Below are 25,008 nucleotides of genomic sequence, written 5' to 3'. Positions count from 1 at the left end.
GCCCCGGAAGGGAAGCCGCGTCTTACGCCGTGTAGGTGACCCGGCCGTTCATCACGGTGGCGGTGACGGGGATGTCGCGCAGTTCTCCGGGGGACAGCCGCGACGGATCCACCGCGGTGACGACCAGATCCGCGACGTCCCCGACGGCCACCCCGGTGCGGCCGCCGGACGACGCGGAGAGCGCGGCCTCCAGCGGCATGGCCTGCTCGGGATGCCACGGCGGACGGTGGTCGTCGGTGCGGCTGATCGCCGACGCGATCGCGTCCCACGGGTCCAGCGGCGCGACCGGCGCGTCCGAACCGAACTCCAGGGTCACCCCGGCGCGATGCAAGGCGCCGTAAGGGAAAGCCCGGTTTGTCCAGCCGTGCCAATGCCGGTCGGCGACGTCGCGGTCGTCCGGCTGGTGGGCGGGCTGCACACTCGCCACGACCCCCAGTTCGGCGAACCGCGCGACGTCCTCGGCGCGCAGCAGCTGCGCGTGCTCGATGCGGCCCGCGCAGCCGACGCCTCCGAAGGCGTCGAGCGCGATCTTGTTGGCGTGGTCGCCGATCGCGTGCACCGCGGGCGAGAGCCCGTTCTCGGAAGCCTTGCGCATCAACGGTTCCAGCTCCTCGGGCGGGAGTTCGAGCAGTCCGTGGGAGTCGGTTCCGGCGTAATGCCCCACGCAGTACGCGGTGCGGGTGTTGAGCGAACCGTCGACGAACAGCTTGAACGGGCCGACCGTGAGCAGCCCGCCGGTGTCTTCGAGGACGTCGCCGGTGCGATGTCCGCGTTCGACGGCGGTGTCGAGCAGGTACTTCGCGATCACGCAGGAAACCCGGACCGGCAAGGGTTTCCGGGCCAGCCGTCGCCGCCAGTCGGTGACGGTGTCGGTGTACTCGTAGTCGACGATCCTGGTGACGCCGCGGGCGGCCGCCGCGGCGAGCGCGTCGGCGACCCAGCCGTCGATGACGTCGTCGGGCGCGACGGGGAGTTCGGCCGTCGCGCTCATGCAGTCGTTCTCCAGCAGCACGCCGGTCGGATGCTCGCGGCCGATGAGCTTGAGCGCGGCAGGGCTGAGCCACAGCGTGTGGAGGTCGGCGCTGAACAGGGCGACAGGATGGCCGGGCAGCGCCTTCTGCAGCAGGTCCTTGTGCGGGACGTCGGGCCAGAGGCCGTCACGGAACCCGGCGCCGAGCACGAGATCGCCGGGCGGCACGGGATGCGCGAGGAGGTGGGCGAGCACGAGCTCGACCGTGTGCGCGGCGGAGGTCGCCTCCCCCAGCGGGATCCGGCGGCGCGCGGCGGACCACTGCGCGGTGTGCACATGCGCGTCGACGAGGCCGGGCAGCAGCGTCCCGCCGTGCCCGTCCAGGCTTTCCGACGCCTCACCCGCTTGCCCGGGCCCCGCGATGGCCGCGATCCGGCCTTCTCTGATCAGTACGTCCGACAGGGAACCCGCCAAGCCGACCCGGACCCGGCGCACCAAGAGATCGTCCACGCCTTCACCTTGCCAGCCGGTCTGCGTTTCGTCCTCTGAATGCGGTCCTTGCGCGCGCAAGGACCGCATTCAGAGGACGAAACGCGAGGGGTCAGGATCGGGCGAAGGTGAGCTTTCCGAGAGCGGCGACCAGGGGCGCGAGTTCGGGGAGTTCCTCGGCGGTGGCCAGCGCCTCGGTGAGGACGGCGTCGTGCGTCGGCCGCGCGGCCGCGAGCAGTTCCTGTCCCGACGGCGTGACCTCCGTGTAGATGCCGCGCCGGTCGTCCGGGCACAGGTACCGCTGCAGCAGTCCCCGGCCTTCCAGCCGCGTCACCAGCCGCGTCGTCGCCGACTGGCTGAGCACGACGGCGTTCGACAGCTGGTTCATCCGCAGGTGGAAGCCGTCCTGGCGGGCGAGCACGTCCAGCACGGTGTACTCGGTGACGGACAGTTCGTGCTTCTGCGCCAGCGCGCGTTCCAGCGCGTCCTCGATCCGCGCGTGCAGTGCGGCGAGGGTCCGCCAGCCCTGCGCGCGTGCTTCCACGGCGTCGTCGGCCAGTGACACGGTTCACCTCTTCCCCGGTTGCCCGAGCTTTGTTGCGTCGTGCATCATCAAGCGTGTGCAATATACGGCGCGTGCAACTATTTCGGACGCTCGTAGTTGCCCACGCCAGCCAACACCACTCTACGGGAAGAAGTGAGGCCTCCATGCCTGCCGCTCTGCTCGCATTGGCGATCAGCGCCTTCGGTATCGGCACCACCGAGTTCGTGATCATGGGCCTGTTGCCCGAGGTCGCGGGCGACTTCGGCGTCTCGATCCCCTCCGCCGGGCTGCTGATCTCCGGATACGCGCTCGGCGTCGTGGTCGGCGCCCCGCTGCTGACCGCGCTCGCGTCGCGGGTGCCGCGCAAGACGGTCCTGGTCGGCCTGATGGTCCTGTTCATCGCCGGCAACGTCGTTTCCGCGCTGGCCGGCACCTACGGCCTGCTGATGACCGGCCGCGTGGTCGCCGCGCTCTCGCACGGCGCGTTCTTCGGCGTCGGCGCGGTCGTCGCCGCCTCGCTGGTCGCACCGGCCAAACAGGCCAGCGCGATCGCGATGATGTTCACCGGGCTGACCGTCGCCAACGTCCTCGGCGTCCCCGCCGGGACCGCGCTCGGCCAGGCACTCGGCTGGCGTTCGACGTTCTGGGCGGTCAGCGCCCTCGGAGTGGTCGGCCTGATCGGGATCCTCGCGCTGGTCCCCGCCCAGGCGACGACGCCGGGCGCGGGACTGCGCAGCGAACTGGCCGTGTTCCGGCGTCCGCAGGTGTGGCTCGCGCTGGCGATGACCACGCTCGGGTTCGCCGGGGTGTTCGCGTCCTTCACCTACATCGCCCCGATGATGACCGAGGTCGCGGGCTTCTCCCCCGGCGCGGTGACCTGGCTGCTGGTGCTGTTCGGCGCCGGCCTGTTCGCCGGCAACCTGATCGGCGGCAAGGCGGCCGACCGGTCGCTGATGCCCAGCCTGTACGTCATCCTCGCCGCCCTCGCGGCCGTGCTGGTCGTGTTCGTCTTCACCGCGCACGCCCAGATCCCCGCCGCGATCACCATCGCCGTCTTCGGCGCCGCCGGTTTCGCGACCGTCGCGCCGTTGCAGGCCCGCGTCATGAACAAGGCCGAAGGCGCGCCCGCACTGGCTTCGGCCGCCAACATCGCCGCGTTCAACCTCGGCAACGCCGGGGGCGCGTGGCTCGGCGGCCAGGCCATCGGCGCGGGTCTCGGCTACACCGCGTCCAACTGGATCGGCGCCGCGCTCGCGCTCGCCGGGCTGCTGGTCGCGGTCATCTCAGGCATGCTCGACCGCGGGCGGCGAAAGGCTCGTCGCGCCGAACTGGCCCCCGCCGCCTGACCCTTACGACCCCACGAAAGGACAAGCAAGTGACCGACATTCCCACCGTCAAGCTCGACAACGGGGTGGAGATGCCGCAGCTCGGGTTCGGCGTCTTCCAGGTACCGGACGAGGAGACCACCGCCGCGGTCAAGGCCGCGCTGGACGCGGGCTACCGCAGCATCGACACCGCCGCCGTCTACGGCAACGAAGCGGGCGTCGGCCGGGCCCTCGCCGAGTCCGGGATCGCCCGCGACGAGCTGTTCATCACCACCAAGCTGTGGAACAGCGAGCAAGGCTACGACGCCACACTGAAGGCGTTCGACGCCAGCCTGGCGAAGCTGGGCCTGGAGCGGCTGGACCTCTACCTGATCCACTGGCCCACCCCGGAGCGCGACCTCTACCGCGACACGTGGAAGGCCTTCGAGAAGCTCTACGCCGACGGCCGGGTCCGCGCGATCGGCGTCTCGAACTTCCAGCCCGCCCACCTCGAACGGCTGCTCGACGCCGGTTCGGTGACCCCGGCGGTCAACCAGGTCGAGGTGCACCCGTACCTGCAGCAGGCCGAGGTACGCGAGTTCGACGCGAAGCACGGCATCGCGACCGAAGCGTGGAGCCCGCTGGCCAAGGGCGGCGATCTGCTCGGTGAAGCCGCCGTGACCGCGCTGGCTTCGAAGCACGGCCGGACCCCGGCGCAGATCGTCCTGCGGTGGCATCTGCAGCTGGGCAACATCGTGATCCCGAAGTCCGTGACGCCGTCGCGGATCAAGGAGAATCTCGACGTCTTCGGGTTCACGCTGTCGGACGAGGACGTCGCTTCGCTGTCCGTGCTGGACCGGGGCGAGCGGACCGGGCCGGATCCGGACACCTTCAACGTCGCATAAGTCCTCTCCCCCGCGATCAGTCGCCTACTTGCGCCGTCGGGCGCGCGTATCGCGCTCCCGGTGACCGCAAGCAGGTGACTGATCGCGTGTTCCCAGGTGGTGGGTGTAGCTCTTCGTTCTCGCCCGGGGCCGCTGCGTAGCCGGTTACTATTCGGCTGCACAGACGGCACTTGTGCGAAAAGAGGTAACCGGACGATGCAGGCCCGAGGACGCGCCGTCCTCGCGACACTTCTGCTCGTGGCGTTCCCAGTGATGGTCGTCGCGGTGGGTGTCGCCAGTGTTCTGGCCGGCCTGCGGATACCGGGCAAAACGGGCATCTATGTCATGCTCGGCGGGTTCGCGATCATGATCGCGCTCGGTTTCGGGCTGGTGAGCGCGTTGCGGGCGCGGCGTCCCCCGATCGAAGGGCCGCGGCTGGACCGCGAAGCCCATCCCGCGCTGTGGGAGATGATCGACGACCTCGCCGCCCAGGTGAAGACGCGGCCACCGGACGAGATCGTGCTGATCGGCGAGATCAACGCCGCGGTCAGTGAGGACGCCCGGTTCCTCGGCCTGCGGCCGGGCCGCCGCACGATGCTGATCGGGCTGCCGCTGCTGGCCGCGATGAGCGTGAGCGAACTGCGCTCGGTGCTCGCGCACGAACTCGGGCACTACAGCGGCGGCCATACCCGGCTGCTCGCGTTGACCTACCGCGGCACCCAGACGCTCGCGTTCACCGTCGACAGGCTGGACGGCGGCCCCGCCCGGGCCCTGCTCTCCGCCTACTCGAAGCTGTACCTGCTGGTCGCGCGGTCGGCGAACCGGCGGCAGGAGCTCCAGGCCGACGAGGCGTCCGTCCTCGCGGCGGGAAGCCGGACCGCGGCCGCGGCGCTGCGGAAGGCCGCGACGCTGAGCCCGCTCTGGAAGGACTACGCCGAGCGGTATCTCTCGCTCGGCGCGTCGGCGCGGCGCACGCCCGCGGTGCTGCTGGGCTTCCGTTCGTACCTCAACCACCCGGTCCAGCGGGACTGGGTGGCCGAGTACGCCGAAGACATCCTCGACGGCGAAGAGCTGTCGAAGTACGACAGCCATCCGCCCACGAAGCGCCGGATCGCCGCGCTGGCCGGCGTGCCGGACAACCCGGTGAAGCCGGACGCCCGGCCGGGCTGGGCGCTGCTGGGCGCACCGAAGGTCGACGTCCCCGAGGCGGAACTGGACGTGCTGATCCGCGACGTCGGGCCGCGGGCGGACTGGGACGAGGTCATCAAACGCGCGGGCCGCGCCTCGGTCGCGGAGGGCGCGAGGCTGCTGACCTCCGCCGGGCTCGAAAGCAGGCTGGCGCCGCGCGGCACGATCGGCGAGGTCGTCCGGGTCCTGCGGGACGGCGACGCCGACGCGCTCGCCAAACCCCTGCGGGCCCCGTCCCGCGAAGAAGGCCGCGAGCTGCTGGCCGAACTGTTCGCCGACACCGTCACCGCCGCGATGATCGACAACGGCGTCGCCGCGCACCGCCTGAACTGGGGCGGCGGCTGGGAACTGTGCCTGGGCGACGGCGAGCCGTTCGACGTCGTCGAACTGGTCGCCCCGGCGGTGCGGAGCCCTCGCGCGGTCGACGAACTGGTCCACAACCTGCAACTGCTGAACGTCCCCGCCGGGTATTTCTGCAAGCAGGAGCCCGAGCGGGAGCCGGATCCGGCCGGGGCCCGGATGCTCGGCATGTTCACCGCGTTGAAGGCGAAGCGGAGTCTCTACGACCTGATCGTCTGCGACAGCGAACTGGTGCTCCTGCCCATGGCGCGCTCGGTGCTGGTCCGGCGCGGCCTCGCCGGTCTGATCGGGGCGCGCGGGGTTTCGGACCGCAAGCGGATCCGGAAATTGCGGGAACGCGGCCTCGACGATCTGCGCGCCGAACCGGGCGCGCGGCGGATCCCGTTCACGGACATCGTCGCCGGTGGTTTCCCGCGCCGGAAGCTCACCGAATACCTGATGCTGGAACTCTCCGACGGAGAGACGCTGGAGCTCGCGATGACCGGCAACACCGAGGACTTCGGGACCGCCCACGACGAACTGACGACGTTCTTCAAGTCCCTGAAGGCCTAAGACTCCTTGAGGGACTCTGGGTCCCTCAAGGAGTCCTTCACGGACTTACGGAAGGCCGCAGCTAAGGCTTGATCCCCACGCCGCCGAGGCTCAGGTGGTTCAGCTGGGTCAACGGAGCGAGGCGCGGGCCTTCCGGCCACCATTCGTGCAGGTGGACGAGGCCGGGTTCGAGCATCTCCAGCCCGTCGAACAGCGACTCGATCTCCTCGCGGCTGCGGTGCACCGTGGGGTAGCCGATGCCGGCCATCAGGCCGTCGAGCTTCCGCGCGAACGCGCCGCGCGGACCTTCGCCGTCGGTGTAGTAGTGCGTGAGCAGCAGATAAGACCCGGGTGCGAGCGCGTCGACATAGCCGCGGACGATGGCCCGCGCTTTGTCGAGGTCTTCGATGTGGTGCAGCACCGCGTTGAAGAGCACCGCGACCGGGCGATCGAGTTCGAGATGCTCGGCGATCACCGGATCGCTCAGCGTCTGCTCGGGATCGCGCAGATCCGCGCCGCTGACGTGCACGAGGTGGTCTTCCAGCAACGCCAATCCGTGTGCTTGGACGACCGGGTCGTCGTCGACGTAGATGACCAGCGCGTCGGGGTTGTACCGCTGCGCCGTCTGGTGTGTGTTCTCGACGTAGGGCATGCCGGAGCCGAGATCGAGGAACTGGCCCACCTCACGGGTGCCGGCGAGGAACCGGACCACCCGGCTCGCCCAGGACCGGAACTCCTTGGCCACCGCGGCGCCGTCGGGGGCCACCGTGAGGAAGGCGTCGACGGCTTGCCTGTCGATCTCGTAATGATCGTGTCCCCCGAGGAGGGCGTCCTTCATCCGGGCGAGATTGGGCTTGCTGTAGTCGAGGGGTGGTAGCGGGCGCCTCGGCACAGACCGGACCTCGTCCGAAGTCATGGACACGTTCCACCCTTCAGCCGCGTGCGGATCGCGGCGAACACGGTCCACGGCTCCCTCGACATCGACGGACAGTGCACAGGTTACGACATGGCGTATGGGTAAGTGAACCTCCCCAAGGGCCTTGCCTACCTGCGATGATCATCCGAAGACCAGCTCACGCCAGGTGATCCCACCGTCGACGGTCCGGTAGACGGCCGATCCGCCTTCGGCGTCGGGCAGCCCGTCGACCACCACCCCGATCCGTTCGTCCGGGAAGTCCAGATCGTTGAGGCAGACCCCGCGGCCGCTGAGCACCGTCGTCGTCCAGGTGGTGCCGCCGTCGAAGGTGCTGTGCAGGAATCCGGTACCGCCGCCTTCCGCCGCGACGGTCGCCGTTGTGGGCGAAGCGGCGCTGAAGCTCTGGTTGATCCCGAGGATGGGCGCTTGCTCCGTTCCGGTGAACCGCCCACCGAGTTTCGGCGCCCGCCACAACCGGCGGACGGTCGCCCCCGGCTGCGGGGTCCCCGGTCCCCCGCTGCACAGCGCCAGCACGCGCCCCCGCCGGATTCCGCTCAGCAGAGCCGAACTGTCCGCCGGGCAGGGCGGCGGCGCGGCGGCGAAGGTCAGGCCGTCGGACGAGGTCCAGTACTTCTGGACGCGGTAGTCCGACCCCATCGAGACTTGCACCCCGCCGCTGGTGGCGACGTCGCCGTAGGTCGCGGAGCCGGTCACGGTGAACCCCGGAACCGGCAGGAGGACCCGCGTACCGGAGAGCCCGGCGTACAGCGTCGTCGTCGACGGGCTGCCGAAACCGGTGACCATGGCGAACACCCGCGACCCTGATTCGGTGATTTTCGAAATATAGAAAGGTTCCCGGACCCCGGCGAGCCGCACGCCGGACCACGTGCCGCCCCCGTCGCGGCTGGCGAGCAGCCGGGTGCCGTCGGAAAGGAAGACGTCGTGTTCGTCGATCACGACGAGCTTGACCTGATTGTGGTTGTCCGGCAAGGAGATCGGCGGGGCACCGACGCGCAGCCACCGCTTCCCGCCGTCGGTCGTCGACAGCAGGGACGCGCACCATCCCGGTTTCCCGCACGGCGAGAACCCGAGGACGAACCCGCGCGACGGTCCGGTCCAGCTCGTCGACGCGGGAGCGAAACCCTTGGGTACCAGCGAATCGGCGGCGGCCGGCGGAGTGTGGACGGCGAGGGCGGTCAGTGCGGCGGCGGCGAGCGCGGCCCACCGGTTCGGCTTCATGACATCGGGACGCGCGGCCCTCACGAGGGTTGTCCGCCGTTCGGGGTGAACCCCCAGATCATCTCCGGTACGCTCTCAAACCTTGTTTCGCCCGCGGCCGGACCGGGTATTCGGCGTTCGGCCGGTGAGACGGAGGTAGCACCGATGGACGACGCGGGTTCGCTGGGCGACGACGACGAGGAGTCCGATGCCGGGACCACGCAGCGCCGCTTCAGCCTGAACGTCCACGATCCGGACCATCTGCCCCGCAGGCTCGCCGGCCGGTACGAGGTCGGGGACCTGCTCGGCCGCGGCGCGACAGCGAGGGTCTTCCGCGCCCGTGACCTGCGCGAACGACGCGAGGTCGCACTGAAGCTGTTCCACGCCGACACGATGACCCGCGACCAGCGCCGCCGGGAACAGGAGATCGAGACCCTGAGCGCGGTCCGCCATCCCGGCCTCGTCCCGCTGTACGACGCGGGCTCCGACGACGGCTACACCTACCTCACGATGCGCCTGGTCGAGGGCCCGAACCTGGCCCAGCGACTGCGGTCCGGCCCGCTCCCCCAGGACGCCGTCGTCGAGCTGGCCACCCGGCTGACCGACGCGCTCGCGCACGTCCACGCGCACGGCATCACCCACCGCGACCTGAAACCGGCGAACATCCTGATCGCCGACGACGGCCCGCTGATCGGCGATTTCGGGGTGGCGCACGCTTTCGACGCGACCAGGGTGACCGAGACCGGCGGCGTCGTCGGCACGGCGGCGTACATGGCGCCCGAACAGGTCCGCGGCGAGAACGTCGGCCCGCCCGCCGACATCTACTCGCTCGGCCTGGTGCTGCTCGAATGCCTTTCCGGGGAACGGGAGTACACCGGGACACCGGTCGAGGCCGCGGTCGGGCGGCTGCACCGGCCGCCCCGGATCCCATCCGGACTGTCGGCGACCATGACGACGCTGTTGCGCGGGATGACCGCGCAGAAACCGGCCCAGCGGCCGACCGCGGCCGCGATCTCCCGGATCCTGCTGGAGGACTCCACCGGGACGAAGGTCGTGCATCTCGGCCCGGGCGGACGCAAGCGGGCGGCCGTCGTCGCCGCCATCAGCGCGCCCGCCGCCGCGATCACCGTCGCCGTCCTGCTGGCGGTCAACCAGACCGCGGAGAACCCGCCGGTCCAGCCGGCCGGGGTCCTTCCCCCTGCGGCGACGGGAACCTCCGGCCCGGTGGCGGGCCAGGGATCGCCGTCCTCGGTGGCCGTCGAAGTGCCCGGCCAGGGCGCGACGGCGCCCCACGGCACCGTCGTCGTGACCGAAGCCGTCCCGGTATCCGCGAATCCACCCGACACCACCGAAAAGGCCGGCGTCACCTCGGCACCGAGCGAGACGACCGCGTCCAGCGGCGACCCGAGCACCTCGTCCCAGCCGAGCAAGACGAAGACCAGGACCAAGACTAAGACCAGGACCCCGCCCCCTGGCTGAGCATCCGCCCCGCCAGGCTGTCCACTGTGGACGATGATGGGAGACCGCGATGACCTATCTCAACGACCCGCGTGAACCGCAGGAAGAGATCGTCGAGCGAACGCCCGCCAGGATCCGCGTCGTGCGCGTCGTCAACGCCCTCGTCCACGCGGTCTGCTGGATCTTCGCGCTGGTGCTGATCACGCACATCCTGCTCGTGTTCGGCGAAGCCAATCCCGCCAACGGATTCGCGCAGCTGATCGACCAGTGGTCGCGCGGGGTCTCCCTCGGGCTGCGCAATCTGTTCACCCCGGACGGCCCGAAACTGCGCACCCTGTTCAACGACGGCCTGGCCGCCCTGCTGTGGCTGATCATCGGCGGCGTGGTCACCGATCTGGTCTCGCGGATCGGCCTGCCCGGCCCGAAACGGGTCTGGTACCGGCGCACGATCAGCTGAGCGAACCCGGTTTCCCCTCCGGGACGTCACCGGCCTGGGCCTGTTCGGCCCTGGCGTCGGTGACGTCCTGAGCGTCGGTGGCCTCCGCGGGCTGTTTCCGGTCCGGCTCCTGCTCGGTCTCGAAATGCTCACGGCACCACCGGCCGTAGCGTCTGGCATGCACGGTCATCGCGGTACCTCCTTCTCCACCACCCACGATCCCCCATCACTGTGACGCGCGCCACTCGTTTATCCGGCGAACGCGGCCACGATCGCGGCGCAAAACGCGGGCAGGTCATCGGGATTCCGGCTGGAGATCAGCCCGTTGTCGTTGACGACCTCCTGGTCGACGACGGTGCCTCCGGCGTTGCGGATGTCGGTGCGCACACTGGGATACGACGTGAGCGTGCGGCCGCGGACGACGTCGGCCTCGACCAGCGTCCACGGCCCGTGACAGATGACCCCGACCGGTTTGCCGCTGTTCACGAAATCCCGGACGAAGCGGACCGCGTTCCCGTCCGCGCGCAGATTGTCCGGATTCATCGTCCCGCCGGGGAGCACGAGCGCGTCGAAGTCGTCGGGCGTGACATCCTTGACGACGCGGTCCACGGTGAACTTGTCCGCCTTGTCGATGTCGCCGTTCATGGCCTGGATCTCGCCGGGTTCCAGCGAGACGACCTCGGCCGTCGCCCCGGCGTCGGTGACCGCCTTGCGCGGTTCGACCAGCTCGACCTGCTCCACGCCGTCCGCGGCGAGGATGGCCACGCGGCGTCCGTTCAGCGATGTCGTCATGGGGTTCCTTCCTGGAGTCTTCCTCGTTCCCGGACTACCCCGCCCCGGCTCCGCCGAACCATGGGCATGAAGCGCGATCACCCGGGGTATTCGCGGCCATGCGACTTCGGCGAGCGGACCTCGGGTCCCCCGGCATCCGGAGGCGGCGCAGAGGTCGTGGCTTCGGCTATCTGACCCCGGACGGCGAGCCGCTGAAGGACCGGGAGACGATCGAGCGAATCAACGCGCTGGCGATCCCGCCCGCCTGGCGGCGCGTGTGGATCTCCCCGCACGAGAACGCCCACATCCTGGCCGTCGGCGTGGACGACGCCGGGCGGAAACAGTACCTCTACCACGGGGAATGGCGGCGGGCCCGCGACGAGGAGAAACACGAACGCGTCCTCGCGCTCGCGCGGAAGCTGCCTAAACTGCGCGAAGCGGTCCAGGAGGATCTCTCCGCGCGCGGCCTGAAGCGGGAGCGGGTACTCGCCGGCGCTTTGCGCATGATCGACCTGGGTGTCTTTCGCACCGGCGGAGAGAGTTACGCCGACGAGCACGGGACCCACGGCGTCGCGACTTTGCTGTGCGAGCACGTCGAGCTCCGTGACGAATGCCTGGTGTGCGACTACCCCGCGAAACACGGGATCCAGCGCAAGGTCCGGCTGCCGGACGAGGCACTGGTGCGGCTGGTCCGGTCCCTGCGTCGGGCGCGTGGCGGCAGCGCCCGCCTGCTCGCGTACCGCGACGGTGACGGCTGGCGCGAGGTCAAGGCCGACGACATCAACGAACGGCTCCGGGAACTCGTGGGCGAGGGCTTCACCGCGAAGGATCTCCGCACCTGGAACGCCACGGTGCTCGCCGCTTCCGCGTTCGCGGGGCTGGAGAAACCGTCCAGCGAACGAGGCATGAAACGGACCGAGAAGGCCGTGATGACAGAGGTCGCCGAAGGCCTGGGCAACACTCCCGCCGTCGCTCGCCGGTCCTATGTGGACCCTCGCGTGATCACGGCGTACCACGAAGACCGGACCATCGCCCGGGCGACGAGGAGAGCTGGGAAGGCGGCAGATCCGAACGAGGCCCGCGATATCGTGGAACGGGCCGTGGTGCGGCTACTGGGCGGGTCGTGAGGCCTCGATGGCGAGGACGGCGATGTCGTCGTGCGTCCCGCTGCCGAGCCACTCCCGCACCGCGGAGCGGACCCGGGCGACCACGTCGCGGCCGGACAGCCCTCGGCAGCCGGCCAGCAGTTCGCGCAGCCGCTCGTCGCCGAACAAGTCCGACGAGCGCTCGTGGTGGCGCGCTTCGGTGATCCCGTCGGTGTAGAGCAGGCAGACGTCGCCCTCGGCCAGCCGGACGGTGGTCTCGGCGAACCGGGCCTGCGGCGAGATCCCGACCAGGGTGCCGGGCAGCGTGATCTCGTCGACCCCGCCGCGGCGGCGCACCACCAGCGGCGCGGGATGCCCGCCGGAGGCCAAGGTGACGCCGAGGCCGTCTTCGCCCGCCAGCACCGAACCGAGCACCAGCGTGGCGAACCGGCCGCTGCCGCCGGTGATCAGCAGGGAGTTGAGCAGGCTCAGCAAGGTCGTGTTGTCGTGCTCGACGAGATCGAGCGCGGCGAGGGTCTGCCGGACCCGGCCGGTGAGCGCGGCCGCCTCGGCGCCCTTCCCGCAGACGTCGCCGAGGACGAACATCGCGCCGCCCTCGTCCCGCGGCAGGACGTCGTAGAAGTCGCCGCCGACGTCGAGCAGCCCGCTCGACGGCTCGTACCAGACGTCGAATTTGACGCCGGGGACCTCCGGCGGCGGCGTCGGGCGCAGCGTGGTCTCCAGACCGCGCGTGGCCTCCTCCTGGCGGGCGTACCGGTGCGCGTTCGCCAAAGCCGTGCCCGCCGCGCGGGCGAACTCGGTCACCGCGCGCGGGTGGTCTTCGCCGAACGCGGGCGCGCCGCGTCTGCCGAGCACGACCGCGCCGGTGACGCCGGTACCGCCGTCGGCGCCCAGCGAGACCACGGTGACCGACGCATGGACGGCGAGCCGTTCCGCGACGACGGCGGGCAGCGTCGCGACCTCTTCCTCGGGCACCGCCTTGGCCTCGGGTTCCTCGGCGGAGGCGAAGGTGCCGGCGAGCACCGGCGCCAGCTGCGCCGGGACGCGGCGGATCCGGCCGTGCCCGTGCTGGGTGCGGTGGTCGCAGCTCCACCACTCCCACCGGCCGCGGGTGGTCGGCAGGAGGACGAAGACGCAGTCGGCGAGTTCGGCGGCGGCGAGCTCGGCGATCAGCTTCGCCGTCCCGTGCCGTCCCCGCGCGGCGGCCAGCCGGGGCCCCGCGGCGGCGAGGAAGCCGTCCACGCGCGGGCCGTCGGCCGCGACCGCGGAGGTCACCGTCCACGCGTGCCAGCCGCCGGGCAGCGTCCGGATCCGCGCGGGGAACCGGCGGCCGGTGTGCTCGACGTAGCCGACGTCGGGACCTTCGGCGGTCAGGACCGGGCGGCCGCCGCCGAACAGCTCGCGGGCGGCGGGATTCGACCAGCGCAACGCGCCGCCGACGTCCTGGACGAGCACGGCGTCGCGGACGTCTTCGAGCAGTTCGCGCCAGAACCTCCCGGATTCGGGCAGCGCGCTCTCACTCGTCGTGGGCGACGGCTCCGAGGGGAGCGACGTCGAGGCCGGGGCCGGCCGTGACACCATTCCCGGACCTCCTCCTGCCTGGCGGGTAGCGCAGCGTGAGCGGGCGGACTGGCTCGAAGTGTAGGTCGAATCATGGCACGCTGATGCGACGACCATGGCTCGGCATGCGTGGTGGAGAGGGTCGACACAGATGACACAGCACTCCCAAAGGCATCGGACCCCCGTGGAAGGTGGTGGCGGCCAGGTGGACGAAGCGACCCTGGAACGCCTGCTCGCGGCGGCTCGTGACCTCGGGGACGGCAACTTCCGGCGCCGGTTCGTGGCGCACGGCGACGGGCTCGCGGCCCAGCTCGCGGGCGCCTTCAACGACATCGCCGAACGCAACCAGCGGCTGGTGACCGAACTCCTGCGCGTCCGCGAGGCGGTCGGCAAGGAAGGCAGGCTGACCGAGCGCGTCGCGGCCGAGATCGGCCCCGGCGGCTGGGCCACCGCGGTCGACGTCGTCAACGGGCTGATCGAGGATGTGAGCAGGCCCACGGCCGAGCTCAACCGCGTCCTCGGGGCGGTCGCCGAGGGTGACCTGTCCGAGCCGATGCCCCTGGAGGTCGGCGGGCGGCCGTTGCAGGGCCAGTTCGCCGAGGTCGCGAAGACCGTCAACGGCCTGATCAAGCAGCTCTCACGGTTCGCGACCGAGGTCACCAGAGTGGCCCGCGAGATCGCGACCGAAGGACGGCTCGGCGGACAGGCCGAGGTCCCGGGTGTCGCGGGCACCTGGCGTGACCTCACCGACAACGTCAACGTGATGGCCAGCAACCTGACCGACCAGGTCCGCAACATCGCCCAGGTCACCACCGCCGTGGCGCGAGGCGATCTGACCCAGAAGATCAACGTCGACGCGCGCGGCGAGATCCTGGAGCTCAAGAACACCGTCAACATCATGGTCGACCAGCTCTCGTCGTTCGCCGACGAAGTCACCCGGGTCTCGCGGGAGGTCGGCAGCGAAGGCCGTCTCGGCGGGCAGGCGCAGGTCCCCGGCGCGGCGGGCACGTGGCGTGACCTCACCGACTCGGTGAACCTGATGGCGGACAACCTGACCGACCAGGTCCGCAACATCGCCCAGGTGGCCACCGCGGTGGCGCAGGGCGATCTCTCGCAGAAGATCAACGTCGACGCCAAGGGCGAGATCCTCGAACTCAAGAACACCCTGAACACGATGGTCGATCAGCTCTCGTCCTTCGCGGATGAAGTCACGCGGGTGGCGCGCGAGGTCGGCAGCGAAGGCCGTCTCGGCGGCCAGGCCACCGTGCCGGGCGTGGCGGGCACCTGGCGCGGGCTCACCGACTCGGTGAACCAGATGGCGGACAACCTGACCGACCAGGTCCGCAACATCGCCCAGGTCACCACCGCCGTCGCGAAGGGCGACCTGACCCAGAAGATCACGGTCGACGCGCGCGGCGAGATCCTCGAACTGAAGACGACCGTCAACACGATGGTCGACCAGCTGTCCTCGTTCGCCGACGAGGTCACCCGGGTCGCGCGCGAGGTCGGCACGGAAGGTCAGCTCGGCGGGCAGGCGCAGGTGCCGGGCGTCGCCGGGACCTGGCGCGACCTGACCGGTTCGGTCAACTTCATGGCGAACAACCTCACCGCGCAGGTCCGGAACATCGCCCAGGTGGCGACGGCGGTGGCGAAGGGCGACCTGTCGCAGAAGATCGCCGTCGACGCCAAGGGCGAGATCCTCGAACTGAAGAACACGCTGAACACCATGGTGGATCAGCTGTCGGCGTTCGCGGACGAGGTCACCCGCGTCGCCCGCGAGGTCGGCAGCGACGGACGTCTGGGCGGTCAGGCCGCCGTGCCCGGTGTGGCCGGGACGTGGAAGGACCTCACCGACAACGTCAACTTCATGGCGAACAACCTGACCGACCAGGTTCGCAACATCGCCCAGGTCACCACCGCCGTCGCGAAGGGCGACCTGACCCAGAAGATCATCGTCGACGCGCGCGGCGAGATCCTCGAACTCAAGAACACCGTCAACATCATGGTCGACCAGCTGTCGGCGTTCGCCGACGAAGTCACCCGGGTGTCCCGCGAGGTCGGGACCGAAGGGAAACTCGGCGGCCAGGCGCAGGTGCGCGGCGTCGCCGGAACCTGGAAGGACCTCACCGACAACGTCAACGTCATGGCCACTAACCTCACCGACCAGGTGCGGAGCATCGCCACGGTGACGACGGCGGTGGCGAACGGCGACCTGTCGAAGAAGATCTCGATCGACGCCCAGGGTGAGGTCGCCATCCTCGCCGAGACGATCAACAGCATGGTCGAGACGCTGCGCGCGTTCGCCGACGAGGTCACCCGCGTCGCCCGCGAGGTCGGTACCGAGGGCATCCTCGGCGGCCAGGCCCGGGTGCCGAACGTGGCGGGCACGTGGAAAGCGTTGACGGACAACGTGAACGTCATGGCCGACAACCTGACCGGCCAGGTCCGCAGCATCGCGACGGTGACCACCGCGGTGGCGCAGGGCGACCTGTCGAAGAAGATCGACATCGACGCGCGCGGCGAGATCCTCGAACTCAAGACGACCATCAACACGATGGTCGACCAGCTGTCGTCCTTCGCTTCCGAAGTCACCCGTGTCGCGCGCGAAGTGGGTACGGACGGCACGCTCGGCGGCCAGGCGGAGGTGCCCGGCGTCGCCGGCACGTGGTCGCGGCTGACCGAGAGCGTGAACCAGCTGGCCGGGAACCTGACCACGCAGGTGCGGGCGATCGCGCAGGTGGCCACCGCGGTGACCGCGGGCGATCTGACGCGGCACATCACCGTCGACGCGTCCGGGGAGGTGGCCGAGCTCAAGGACAACATCAACCAGATGATCGCGAACCTGAAGGAGACCACCCGCGCGAACCGCGAGCAGGACTGGCTCAAGACCAACCTCGCCCGGCTGTCCGCGCTCATGCAGGGGCACCGCGATCTCGCGTCGGTGGCGTCGCTGATCCTGTCCGAGCTGACCCCGCTGGTGTCCGCGCAGCAGGGCGCGTTCTTCCTCGCCCGCGAAGACGAGCAGGAAGAGGTCGTGCTCGAGAGCATCGCCACCTACGGGCTGGCGAAATCCCAAGCGGGCCTTCGGTTCTCCCCCGGCGAGTCGCTCATCGGGCAGGCCGCGGTCGACCGGCGCACGATACTGGTCCACGAGGCCCCGCCGGAGTACGCGCTCATCTCGTCGGGGCTGGGTTCGGCCGCCCCGGTGAACGTGATCGTGCTGCCGGTGCTGTTCCAGGGCGAGGTGCTCGGGGTGCTGGAGCTGGCGACGATCAACGCGTTCAGCACCGTCCACATCGACCTGCTGGAGCAGCTGAAGGAGACCATCGCGGTCAACGTCAGCACCATCCAGTCGAACTCGCGCACCGAGGCGCTGCTGACCGAATCCCAGCGCCTGGCACAGGAATTGCGCGCGCGGTCCGAGCAATTGCAGGCGCAGCAACGGGAACTGCGCCGGTCCAACACGGATCTGGCGGAGAAGGCGGCACTGCTGGCACAGCAGAACCGCGACATCGAGGTCAAGAACAGCGAGATCGAGCAGGCGCGGCAGGAACTCGAAGAGCGCGCCGGGCAGCTGACCATGGCGTCGCAGTACAAGTCCGAGTTCATGGCGAACATGTCGCACGAGCTGCGGACCCCGCTCAACAGCGCGCTGATCCTCGCGAAACTGCTGTCGGAGAACCCGGACGGGAACCTGTCGGAGAAGCAGATCCAGTTCGCGCGGACGATCTACTCCGCGGGCAGCGACCTGCAGCAGCTGATCAACGACATCCTCGACATGGCCAAGGTCGAGGCGGGCCATCTGGACCTGCAGATGTCCGATGTCACGCTGCCCGAACTGGTCGAGTACGTCGAATCGATCTGCCGTCCGCTCACGTCGGACAAGGGCCTGGAGTTCGCCGTCCTGATCGACCCGCCGGTGCCGTCGTCGATCCACACCGACGAACACCGCGTGCAGCAGGTGCTGCGGAACCTGTTGTCCAACGCGGCGAAGTTCACCGACGAGGGCGGCGTGCGCCTGCACATCCGGATGGCCGACCAGGGCGAGGTCGAAGCCGACTCGCTCCGCCAGGCCCCCGGTGTCCTCGCTTTCGCCGTCGAGGACACCGGAATCGGTATCGCACCGGACAAACTCGCGATCATCTTCGACGCGTTCCGCCAGGCCGACGGCACCACCAGCCGCAAGTACGGCGGCACCGGCCTGGGCCTGTCGATCAGCCAGCAGCTGACGGAACTGCTCGGCGGCGAGCTGCGGGTCCGCAGCGAACCCGGCAAGGGCAGCACGTTCACCCTGTACCTGCCGGTGAGCGCGGCGAACCTGGTCGTCCCGGCCACGAAGGCGAGCGGTGTCCCGCTGATCATGGCCGTCCCGCAGGTGATCCCGGTGTCGCCGTCGCTGCGGTTCCACGGCGAGAAGATCCTGATCGTCGACGACGACCTGCGCAACGTCTTCGCGCTGGCCGCCGTGCTGGAACGCAACGGGCTGGAGGTCATCTACGCCGAGACCGGCGTCGCGGGCATCCGGGCGCTGGAACGGCACGAGGACACCGCGCTCGTCCTGATGGACGTGATGATGCCCGAACTGGACGGCAACGCCACGATCACCGCGATCCGCGCCGAAGCCGCGCACGAAGACCTGCCCGTCATCGCCGTCACCGCGAAGGCGACCGCGGAGGACAAGGCGCGAACGCTGGCTTCGGGTGCGGACGACTACGTGACGAAGCCGGTGGACACGGACAAGCTGCTGGACCTGATCGCCGTGCACCTGGAGGCCGATGCCGCCTCCAGCGGCCTCTCGCAGGCCGTGGCGCCCGTCGCCGACGAGTCCGAAGTAGGCGCCGACTGAGCGTGGGGTTCGTGAGTGGTTAGGACGGTTCGATTTGAGGGGTAAGGCAAAGGTGTCCGGTCGACGTGGCCGATGAGGGCGCGGAGTGTTGCTCAGGGTGAGGGGTGTGTGGAAATGGGGACGTTGAACGTCCCTATTTCCACACATCCCTTCGCGACTGGTCCGGTCACGCGGGACTGTGTGGATTTTGGTGCATCCAACGCACCAAAATCCACACAGTGGGTGCCCCAGGTCCGGCATCGCGCAGCGCCACTGACCCGCCCACGAACACGCCACCTCCGCCTTACCCCTCAATAACCGTCCTAACCACTCACGACCACCCCGCCCCAGTGCGCTCCGGCGACGCATGCCTGGACGTGCCGTACCGAACATCAGGGCAGGACGTCCCGAGCGCCACGCTCGAGACGGTGCGTGTCCCCAGCGTGGCGCTCGGGACACGCACACCGACCCGACGCCGGGAATGCCGTCCACCCCGACCAGCACGACACGTTTGCCTTACCCCTCAATAACCGTCCTAACCACTCACGAGGCCGACGCCGAGTAACGAACCATCCCTATCCGTTACACGCTCCGTAACATCCGGCTTTTTGTCGCGACTCCTTTTCACCTGCGTGAAAGGAGTCGCCATGCCGGACTTCTCGACCATCGCCACCGGGTTCGCTTTGCTGCTCGGTGGCTATCTGCTCGCCCTACTCGTGGTCCATGAGGCCTGGGGTGACGCCACCCAGCCGCAGATCACGACCAGCTTCAACGCTTTCGCCTTGCTCTTCGTCATGGCGCTCGCCATCGAGCGGCTCGTCCAGCCCTTCGCCCCTCGCCTCGGACCGGACTCCGCCGGCCCAGCGGCCGATCTCCAGACGGCACAGGGTCGGGAAGGGGTGCGCACCGCGCTGGTCACACTGAACGATGCGCGGAACAGGACCGCCATCGTGACCTGGGGCCTCGCGACCGGTCTCGCCTGCCTGCTGGCCGCCGGCACGAACATCACCCTGCTACAGGCCATCACCGACCGCCAAGGACCACAGATCGCGTTCTGGCTCGATCTCTTGGTGACCGGACTGGTCGTGGGCGCCGGGACCAAGCCGATCAACGACCTCTGGACCCGCCTGCAGAACAAGTCCCCGGCCGCCGCCTGATCGGGCCGAAACGAAAGAACCCGCAGGCCAGAAGGCCTGCGGGTCTCATTCGAAACAGTGGAGCGGGTGACGGGAATCGAACCCGCGTAGCTAGTTTGGAAGACTAGGGCTCTACCATTGAGCTACACCCGCGTGCCCCCGAAGTACCGGGTGCGAAAACAGCTTAGCGTGACCCGCTAGGCTGTGCGCACACCCCCCGGCAAGATCGGGGAGTCACGGGATGTGGCGCAGCTTGGTAGCGCATCCGCTTTGGGAGCGGAGGGTCGCAGGTTCAAATCCTGTCATCCCGACTTCGGTCGGCACACGCACCGGCGACAACGGCGGGACCAGCTCGAATGAGCCAGGACCGCTGGGGTCCGGGCTAGGTGGTCGTCTTGTCGGTGCCGGCGATCGTGCTGCGGCGTTCGATCATTACGACGTCACGCCAGCGGTCGTGGTGTCGGCCGACGCGTTCGCGGATTCCGATCTCCCGGAAGCCGGCGGTGCGGTGCAGTGCCCGGCTCGCGGTGTTCTCAGGGAAGAGCCCGCTTTGGAGGGTCCAGATCCCGGCGTTCTCCGTCGAGGTGATGAGCGCGGTCAGCAAGGCCCGGCCGACACCTCGGCCTTGGGCGTCGGGGTGGACGTAGACGCCGTGCTCGACCACTCCAGCGTCGACGCACCGGTCGGATACGGCACTGACGCCGACCCAGCCGAGTACGTCCCCGGCCGCGTCGAGCGCTACCAGGCGGTGCGCCTGGAGGTGAGTGGCGTCCCAGGTCGTCCAGTCGGGTGCGGTGGTCTCGAAGGCAGCGTCGCCGCTGTCGAGTCCGGCTTGGTAGATCGCCAGCACCTGTTCGGCGTGACCTGCCTCCATAGGCGCAATCCGCACCGGGGCCGGGGCTGGGTTCATCGGGCGACCAGTTCGGTGAGCAGTTCGCGGACCCGGCGGTCGATCTCGTCGCGGATCGGGCGGATCTGGTCGACGGCTCGGCCGGCGGGGTCGTCGAGCTGCCAGTCGAGGTAGCGCTTGCCGGGGAAGACCGGGCAGGCGTCGCCGCAGCCCATGGTGATGACGACGTCGGCGGCTTCGACCGCGTCGGTGGTCAGCCGCTTGGGGAATTCGCGGGAGACGTCGATGCCGAGTTCGGCCATGACCGCGACCACGGCGGGGTTGATCTCGCCGGCGGGGGCGGATCCGGCGGAGGAGACGGCGACGCGTCCAGCGGCGTGGTGGTGCAGCAGCGCGGCGGCCATTTGGGAGCGCCCGGCGTTGTGCACGCAGACGAACAGGACTTCGGGGGTGTTCACGGGGTGACCTCCACGCGGGCTGGGGTGAAGCGGCGGCGCAGTGCAAGGGACACGTAGACGAGCGCGACAAGGACGGGGACTTCGATCAGCGGACCGACGACCCCGGCGAGCGCTTGGCCGCTGGTCGCGCCGAAGGTCGCGATGGCCACGGCGATGGCGAGCTCGAAGTTGTTGCCCGCGGCGGTGAACGCCAGCGTCGTGGTGCGCTCGTAGGACAAGCCGGCCGCGCGGCCGAAAGCGTAGGACCCGGCCCACATCAGTCCGAAGTAGACCAGCAGCGGCACCGCGATCCGGACGACGTCCAGCGGCCGCGCGCTGATCTGTTCTCCTTGCAGGGCGAAGAGAATCACGATCGTGAACAGCAGCCCGTAGAGCGCGGCCGGTCCGATCATCGGCAGGAACCGGGTCTCGTACCAGGCGCGACCCTTGGCCCGTTCGCCGAGACGACGGGTCAGGTAGCCCGCCAGGAGCGGGATGCCGAGGAAGATCAGCACGCTTTTCGCGATCTGCCAGCCGGACACCGCCAGGTCGGCTTGTGGGAGGCCGAGCCAGCCGGGCAGGACCGCGAGGTAGAACCAGCCGAGGAACCCGAACGCGATCACCTGGAACACCGAGTTCAGCGCGACCAGCACGGCGGCGGCCTCGCGATCGCCGCAGGCGAGGTCGTTCCAGATGATGACCATGGCGATGCAGCGCGCCAGGCCGACGATGATCAGCCCGGTCCGGTACTCCGGCAGGTCGGGCAGCAGCAGCCACGCCAGGCCGAACATCAGCGCCGGGCCGATCAGCCAGTTCAGCACCAGCGACGGCCACAGCAGCCGCCGATCGCCGGTGACGGTGCCGAGGCGGTCGTAGCGGACCTTCGCCAGCACCGGGTACATCATCACCAGCAGCCCGAGCGCGATCGGCAGCGAGATCCCGTCCACCTGTACCGCGGACAACACGCCGTTCAGCCCGGGAATCCAGCGTCCGGCGAGCAGCCCGGCGACCATCGCGGCCGCGATCCACACGGGCAGGAACCGGTCCAGAGTGGACAGCTTGCCGACCACCCCCGTGTCCGGGCCGGTCATGCCGGGACCGGGGTGTCGCCAGGGACCAGGACGGCCGACAGGCGGGCCAGCACCTCGGGGTGGACGCGGTAGTACACCCAGGTCCCGCGCCGCTGACCGGTGATCAGCCCGGACTCCCGCAGGACCTTGAGGTGATGGGAGATGGTCGGGCCGGTCAGGTCGAACGCGTCGGTCAGGTCGCATACGCACGCCTCGCCGCCCGCGTGGGAGGCGATCAGTGACAGCAGCCGCAACCGCACCGGGTCGGCCATCGCCTTGAACAGCTTCGACAGCTCGACGGCCTGGTCCTCGGTCAGCGGTTCGCGGGCCAGCGGCGAGCAACAGGCGTCCATCGCGGCGATCGGCAGCTGTTTCGGCATGCATCTATCTTGACAGATTTCTAATTAGAGGACAATCTAAGCCACATCCACTGTTTCGATGAATGTCTATCCAAGGAGGATGGGATGTCACGGGTACAGCTCGCGCTGCGCGTCGGGGACCTCGAAGGCTCGATCGACTTCTACTCGAAGCTCTTCGGCACCGAACCGGCCAAACTCCGCCCCGGGTACGCGAACTTCGCCATCGCCGAGCCCGCGCTCAAGCTCGTACTCCTCGAAGGGGAGCCCGGTCAGGCCACGGTCATGGATCACCTCGGCGTCGAGGTCGAGTCCACCGAGCAGGTCAGCGAAGCCGGCAAGCGCCTGACCGGCGAAGGCCTGGAAACCCTGACCGAGGACGACACCACCTGCTGCTACGCCGTGCAGGACAAGATCTGGGTCCACGGACCCGGCCAGGAACCCTGGGAGGTCTACACCGTCAAAGCCGACTCGCAGACCTTCGGCACCGACAGCGCCGCCCTCGCCACGCCGGCCACCTGCTGCGCCTCTGACGCCGACACCTGCACGAACGAGCCGAACGCGTCCTGACGCCGTCAAGGCTCGACTTCCGTCGAAACGCGTAACCCTTCGCCACGGCGAAGCGACATCCCCGGGTGCCCTGCGGCACCAGCGTGGCGACGACCACACCCCACGCTGGTGCGAGCGGATGGTCACACTCGGCACCGAGCCAGGAGGCCGGAATGGATGCGGTGATCAGGCACCCGCTCGTCATCCTCCTGATCAGTGCGATCGTCACCGGACTCTTGGTCCCGTCGGTGACCCGGCGATGGCAAGACCACCAGAAGGCACTCGACATCAAGGCGGTGCTCCTGCGGCAACTCAGCGAACACATCACCCGCGTCATCACGTTCTGCTGGTTCCGAGAACTGGGCCAGAAACCGGACCTCAACGTCGACGATCGCGCCGGGTTCGATTGGCGGTACGGCGAGTGGACTGTCACGTCCCAAGTGCTTCAGGCACAGTTGGAGATCTACTTCCGCCGAAGCCCGGACGTCGCGCGGCACTGGAGCGAGTACAGCCAGATGCTTCGCGATTTCTACGACCTGACCTGGGACAAGACGGGACGTGGCGATCTGCTGTCCAAGCTCGAGAAGCGCTTCGACGGCAACGAAATCTGGACGATCGAGGTGAGGACCTGGCGAGGTCCGAGCCAGATCCACATCGATCGCCGCCCCGACCTCACGGTCGCTTGGTCCGATTTTCAGAACCCTGAAGACGCGCCCAGTTTCATGCGAACCGAGTTCTGGCGGCTCAAGCAAGCCATGGAGGCGCCACGGTTCCCGTTGGCTCAGGCCATCCTCAAGGCACCCATCGAGTCGTTGCGCTGAAGCTTGCTCGCGATACTCGTCGGCCATCGCGCACCCGGGCAGTATGGGATTCATGGAGATCCGCCAGGCACTCACCACCGACGCCCCCGCCGTGACCCCCTTGCTCGCCCAGCTGGGCTACCCGGACAACGCGGTGGACGACGTGCGCCGCCGGCTCGAACGCTGGGAGCGTCATCCCGAAGGTGCCGCGTTCGTCGCCGTGTCGGGCGACGGCGTGGTCGGTGTCATCGCGGTGGTCGCGATCCCGCTCCTCGAACGGGAAGGCTCCGTGGGACGGATCGTGGCCCTGGTGGTGGACGAGAGCCAGCGCGGGACCGGAGTCGGGCGCGAACTGGTCACCGCCGCCGAAGAGCAGGCGCTGCGGTGGGGTTGTGTCGCCATGGAGGTCAGCAGTTCCCGTCGCCGGACCGCCGCGCACGCCTTCTACCGGGCGCGAGGGTACGAGGACCGCTGTGAGCGCAGTGCCAAGTTCTACCGCACCCTGACGGCCTGACTCCTCTTGTCACATCACCACAAACCGGCACCCCGGCGCCGCCGCCGTTTCACCTTCAGTCACGAAGACGTAGGCCACGTCACGGAAACACCATTGAGTCTCCGCTTCACGAAGGAGACCCCGCATGAAACTCTTCCACTCGCCGGCATTGAAACGGCTCGTAGTCGTGCTCGCCGCCTTCATGGCGAGCTTCACCCTCTTCGCCACTGCCTCCAGCGCCGGGGAACTCGGCGCTCCGCGTGCCGCGTTCCGCGTGGCCGGACAGATGGTCGTGAACTCGCCGGGAGCACCGGTGCGGTGCGATGTCGGCTTCGGCAACGACGTCACGGTGTCCGGCGGCGCACTGAGCGTCACGTGGGCCATTGCCTGCCGGTGGACCGACGACAACCAGCTGTCGACCGAGGTCAGGGACATCAACATCCAGATCGCCATCCGCAAGAACAACCGTGTCATCGGCTCGGTGCTGCCCTGTCCGCCCGCTCCCAGCCCGTCCACGACGTGCACTCACCGCGTGCCTTTCGACGGCACCTCGGGCCGGTACGACAGCGTGATATTCGCGACGGTCACCTGGAACGACGGCTACCCGCCGATCAGCGGGTTCTTCGGCTCCAACGGCACCATCATCACCTGATCCCGGACCGGCACTGATCGAAGCCCTCCCAGGACCGAGTTCATTCCTGGGAGGGCTTCGCGCGCAGCTCCCGGATGGTGAGAGCCCTAGGCCCTCCGGCACCCG

The 25,008-nt window shown here is 69.2% G+C and carries 23 protein-coding genes and 2 tRNA genes; 13 read left to right on the top strand and 12 right to left on the bottom strand.

Features of this window, described 5'->3' with window-relative positions; genetic code table 11:
- Window positions 1-22 precede the first annotated feature (22 nt).
- Window positions 23-1,480 (bottom strand): amidohydrolase, encoded by a 1,458-nt coding sequence (locus IE302_RS38180; protein WP_191259332.1) that lies wholly within the window; start codon window positions 1,478-1,480, stop codon window positions 23-25.
- Window positions 1,481-1,571: 91 nt separating this feature from the next.
- Window positions 1,572-2,024 carry a MarR family winged helix-turn-helix transcriptional regulator gene (locus tag IE302_RS38175; RefSeq protein ID WP_191259331.1) on the bottom strand — a complete coding sequence of 151 codons (453 nt, stop codon included), beginning with the start codon at window positions 2,022-2,024 and terminating at the stop codon, window positions 1,572-1,574.
- A gap of 143 nt (window positions 2,025-2,167) precedes the next feature.
- Between IE302_RS38175 and IE302_RS38170 the strand changes: the two genes are divergently transcribed.
- The 3 genes from IE302_RS38170 (at window position 2,168) to IE302_RS38160 (ending at window position 6,291) form a co-directional block, all read left to right on the top strand.
- Entirely contained in the window at window positions 2,168-3,349 is a 1,182-nt protein-coding gene (locus IE302_RS38170; RefSeq protein WP_191259330.1) for an MFS transporter, read from the top strand.
- Between the two features lie 29 nt (window positions 3,350-3,378).
- Window positions 3,379-4,212: an aldo/keto reductase gene (locus IE302_RS38165; RefSeq protein ID WP_191259329.1), complete on the top strand. Its 834-nt coding sequence runs from the start codon at window positions 3,379-3,381 to the stop codon at window positions 4,210-4,212.
- A 237-nt stretch (window positions 4,213-4,449) separates the two neighbouring features.
- Window positions 4,450-6,291, top strand: a complete 1,842-nt coding sequence (locus IE302_RS38160; protein WP_229908224.1) for a M48 family metallopeptidase — start codon at window positions 4,450-4,452, stop codon at window positions 6,289-6,291.
- 61 nt (window positions 6,292-6,352) lie between these two features.
- Here the strand turns inward: IE302_RS38160 and IE302_RS38155 are convergent, their stop codons facing one another.
- Window positions 6,353-7,186, bottom strand: a complete 834-nt coding sequence (locus IE302_RS38155) for an SAM-dependent methyltransferase (RefSeq protein WP_191259327.1) — start codon at window positions 7,184-7,186, stop codon at window positions 6,353-6,355.
- Between the two features lie 141 nt (window positions 7,187-7,327).
- Complete coding sequence (locus IE302_RS38150; RefSeq protein WP_191259326.1) at window positions 7,328-8,425, bottom strand: sialidase family protein; 1,098 nt, start codon at window positions 8,423-8,425, stop codon at window positions 7,328-7,330.
- A 144-nt stretch (window positions 8,426-8,569) separates the two neighbouring features.
- Between IE302_RS38150 and IE302_RS38145 the strand changes: the two genes are divergently transcribed.
- Window positions 8,570-9,883, top strand: a complete 1,314-nt coding sequence (locus IE302_RS38145) for a serine/threonine-protein kinase (RefSeq protein WP_191259325.1) — start codon at window positions 8,570-8,572, stop codon at window positions 9,881-9,883.
- A 49-nt stretch (window positions 9,884-9,932) separates the two neighbouring features.
- Complete coding sequence (locus IE302_RS38140) at window positions 9,933-10,319, top strand: hypothetical protein (RefSeq protein ID WP_191259324.1); 387 nt, start codon at window positions 9,933-9,935, stop codon at window positions 10,317-10,319.
- Here IE302_RS38140 and IE302_RS38135 read toward each other — a convergent pair.
- Window positions 10,312-10,488, bottom strand: a complete 177-nt coding sequence (locus IE302_RS38135) for a hypothetical protein (RefSeq protein WP_191259323.1) — start codon at window positions 10,486-10,488, stop codon at window positions 10,312-10,314. The genes IE302_RS38140 and IE302_RS38135 overlap by 8 nt on opposite strands.
- A gap of 59 nt (window positions 10,489-10,547) precedes the next feature.
- The gene (locus tag IE302_RS38130) at window positions 10,548-11,090 is read right to left on the bottom strand and encodes a type 1 glutamine amidotransferase domain-containing protein (RefSeq protein ID WP_191259322.1); all 543 of its coding nucleotides are present in this window, start codon (window positions 11,088-11,090) and stop codon (window positions 10,548-10,550) included.
- A gap of 98 nt (window positions 11,091-11,188) precedes the next feature.
- Here IE302_RS38130 and IE302_RS38125 point away from each other — a divergent pair, with 98 nt between their 5' ends.
- On the top strand, window positions 11,189-12,196 hold the full coding sequence (locus tag IE302_RS38125; protein WP_191259321.1) for a DNA topoisomerase IB: 1,008 nt from the start codon (window positions 11,189-11,191) through the stop codon (window positions 12,194-12,196).
- On the opposite strand, the gene IE302_RS38120 is transcribed toward IE302_RS38125, so the two are convergent.
- The gene (locus IE302_RS38120; RefSeq protein WP_191259320.1) at window positions 12,179-13,756 is read right to left on the bottom strand and encodes a SpoIIE family protein phosphatase; all 1,578 of its coding nucleotides are present in this window, start codon (window positions 13,754-13,756) and stop codon (window positions 12,179-12,181) included. The genes IE302_RS38125 and IE302_RS38120 overlap by 18 nt on opposite strands.
- 130 nt (window positions 13,757-13,886) lie before the next feature.
- On the opposite strand from IE302_RS38120, the gene IE302_RS38115 reads away from it, so the two are divergent.
- Together IE302_RS38115 and IE302_RS38110 are read left to right on the top strand one after the other, a co-directional pair.
- Window positions 13,887-18,581, top strand: a complete 4,695-nt coding sequence (locus IE302_RS38115; RefSeq protein ID WP_373308074.1) for a HAMP domain-containing protein — start codon at window positions 13,887-13,889, stop codon at window positions 18,579-18,581.
- A gap of 626 nt (window positions 18,582-19,207) precedes the next feature.
- Window positions 19,208-19,717 (top strand): hypothetical protein, encoded by a 510-nt coding sequence (locus IE302_RS38110; protein ID WP_191259318.1) that lies wholly within the window; start codon window positions 19,208-19,210, stop codon window positions 19,715-19,717.
- A 58-nt stretch (window positions 19,718-19,775) separates the two neighbouring features.
- On the opposite strand, the gene IE302_RS38105 is transcribed toward IE302_RS38110, so the two are convergent.
- Window positions 19,776-19,849: transfer RNA gene (locus IE302_RS38105), tRNA-Gly, on the bottom strand.
- A gap of 84 nt (window positions 19,850-19,933) precedes the next feature.
- Here IE302_RS38105 and IE302_RS38100 point away from each other — a divergent pair.
- A tRNA-Pro gene (locus tag IE302_RS38100) sits at window positions 19,934-20,007 on the top strand.
- Between the two features lie 71 nt (window positions 20,008-20,078).
- Here IE302_RS38100 and IE302_RS38095 read toward each other — a convergent pair.
- From IE302_RS38095 to IE302_RS38080, 4 genes are read right to left on the bottom strand one after another with little or no spacing between them, the layout of a single operon-like run.
- On the bottom strand, window positions 20,079-20,570 hold the full coding sequence (locus tag IE302_RS38095; protein ID WP_191259317.1) for a GNAT family N-acetyltransferase: 492 nt from the start codon (window positions 20,568-20,570) through the stop codon (window positions 20,079-20,081).
- A 32-nt stretch (window positions 20,571-20,602) separates the two neighbouring features.
- Window positions 20,603-21,004 (bottom strand): arsenate reductase ArsC, encoded by a 402-nt coding sequence (locus IE302_RS38090; protein WP_191259316.1) that lies wholly within the window; start codon window positions 21,002-21,004, stop codon window positions 20,603-20,605.
- Complete coding sequence (arsB, locus tag IE302_RS38085; protein WP_191259315.1) at window positions 21,001-22,074, bottom strand: ACR3 family arsenite efflux transporter; 1,074 nt, start codon at window positions 22,072-22,074, stop codon at window positions 21,001-21,003. The genes IE302_RS38090 and arsB overlap by 4 nt, the downstream gene beginning before the upstream one ends.
- Entirely contained in the window at window positions 22,071-22,433 is a 363-nt protein-coding gene (locus tag IE302_RS38080) for an ArsR/SmtB family transcription factor (protein ID WP_191259314.1), read from the bottom strand. Before IE302_RS38080 ends, arsB begins: the two co-directional genes overlap by 4 nt.
- 84 nt (window positions 22,434-22,517) lie before the next feature.
- Between IE302_RS38080 and IE302_RS38075 the strand changes: the two genes are divergently transcribed.
- From IE302_RS38075 to IE302_RS38060, 4 genes are all read left to right on the top strand, one after another.
- A complete protein-coding gene (locus IE302_RS38075) occupies window positions 22,518-22,979 on the top strand; it encodes an ArsI/CadI family heavy metal resistance metalloenzyme (protein ID WP_191259313.1) in 462 nt (153 codons plus the stop codon).
- Window positions 22,980-23,131: 152 nt separating this feature from the next.
- Window positions 23,132-23,779: a hypothetical protein gene (locus IE302_RS38070; RefSeq protein WP_191259312.1), complete on the top strand. Its 648-nt coding sequence runs from the start codon at window positions 23,132-23,134 to the stop codon at window positions 23,777-23,779.
- 52 nt (window positions 23,780-23,831) lie between these two features.
- A complete protein-coding gene (locus IE302_RS38065) occupies window positions 23,832-24,272 on the top strand; it encodes a GNAT family N-acetyltransferase (RefSeq protein ID WP_229908223.1) in 441 nt (146 codons plus the stop codon).
- A gap of 124 nt (window positions 24,273-24,396) precedes the next feature.
- Window positions 24,397-24,903: a hypothetical protein gene (locus tag IE302_RS38060; RefSeq protein WP_191259310.1), complete on the top strand. Its 507-nt coding sequence runs from the start codon at window positions 24,397-24,399 to the stop codon at window positions 24,901-24,903.
- Window positions 24,904-25,008: the final 105 nt, after the last annotated feature.

Source organism: Amycolatopsis oliviviridis (genome assembly GCF_014654365.1).
GTDB classification, from domain to species: domain Bacteria; phylum Actinomycetota; class Actinomycetes; order Mycobacteriales; family Pseudonocardiaceae; genus Amycolatopsis; species Amycolatopsis oliviviridis.
The sequence above is the reverse complement of the archived record's forward strand: the minus strand, read 5'-3'. Positions and strand labels throughout refer to the sequence as shown.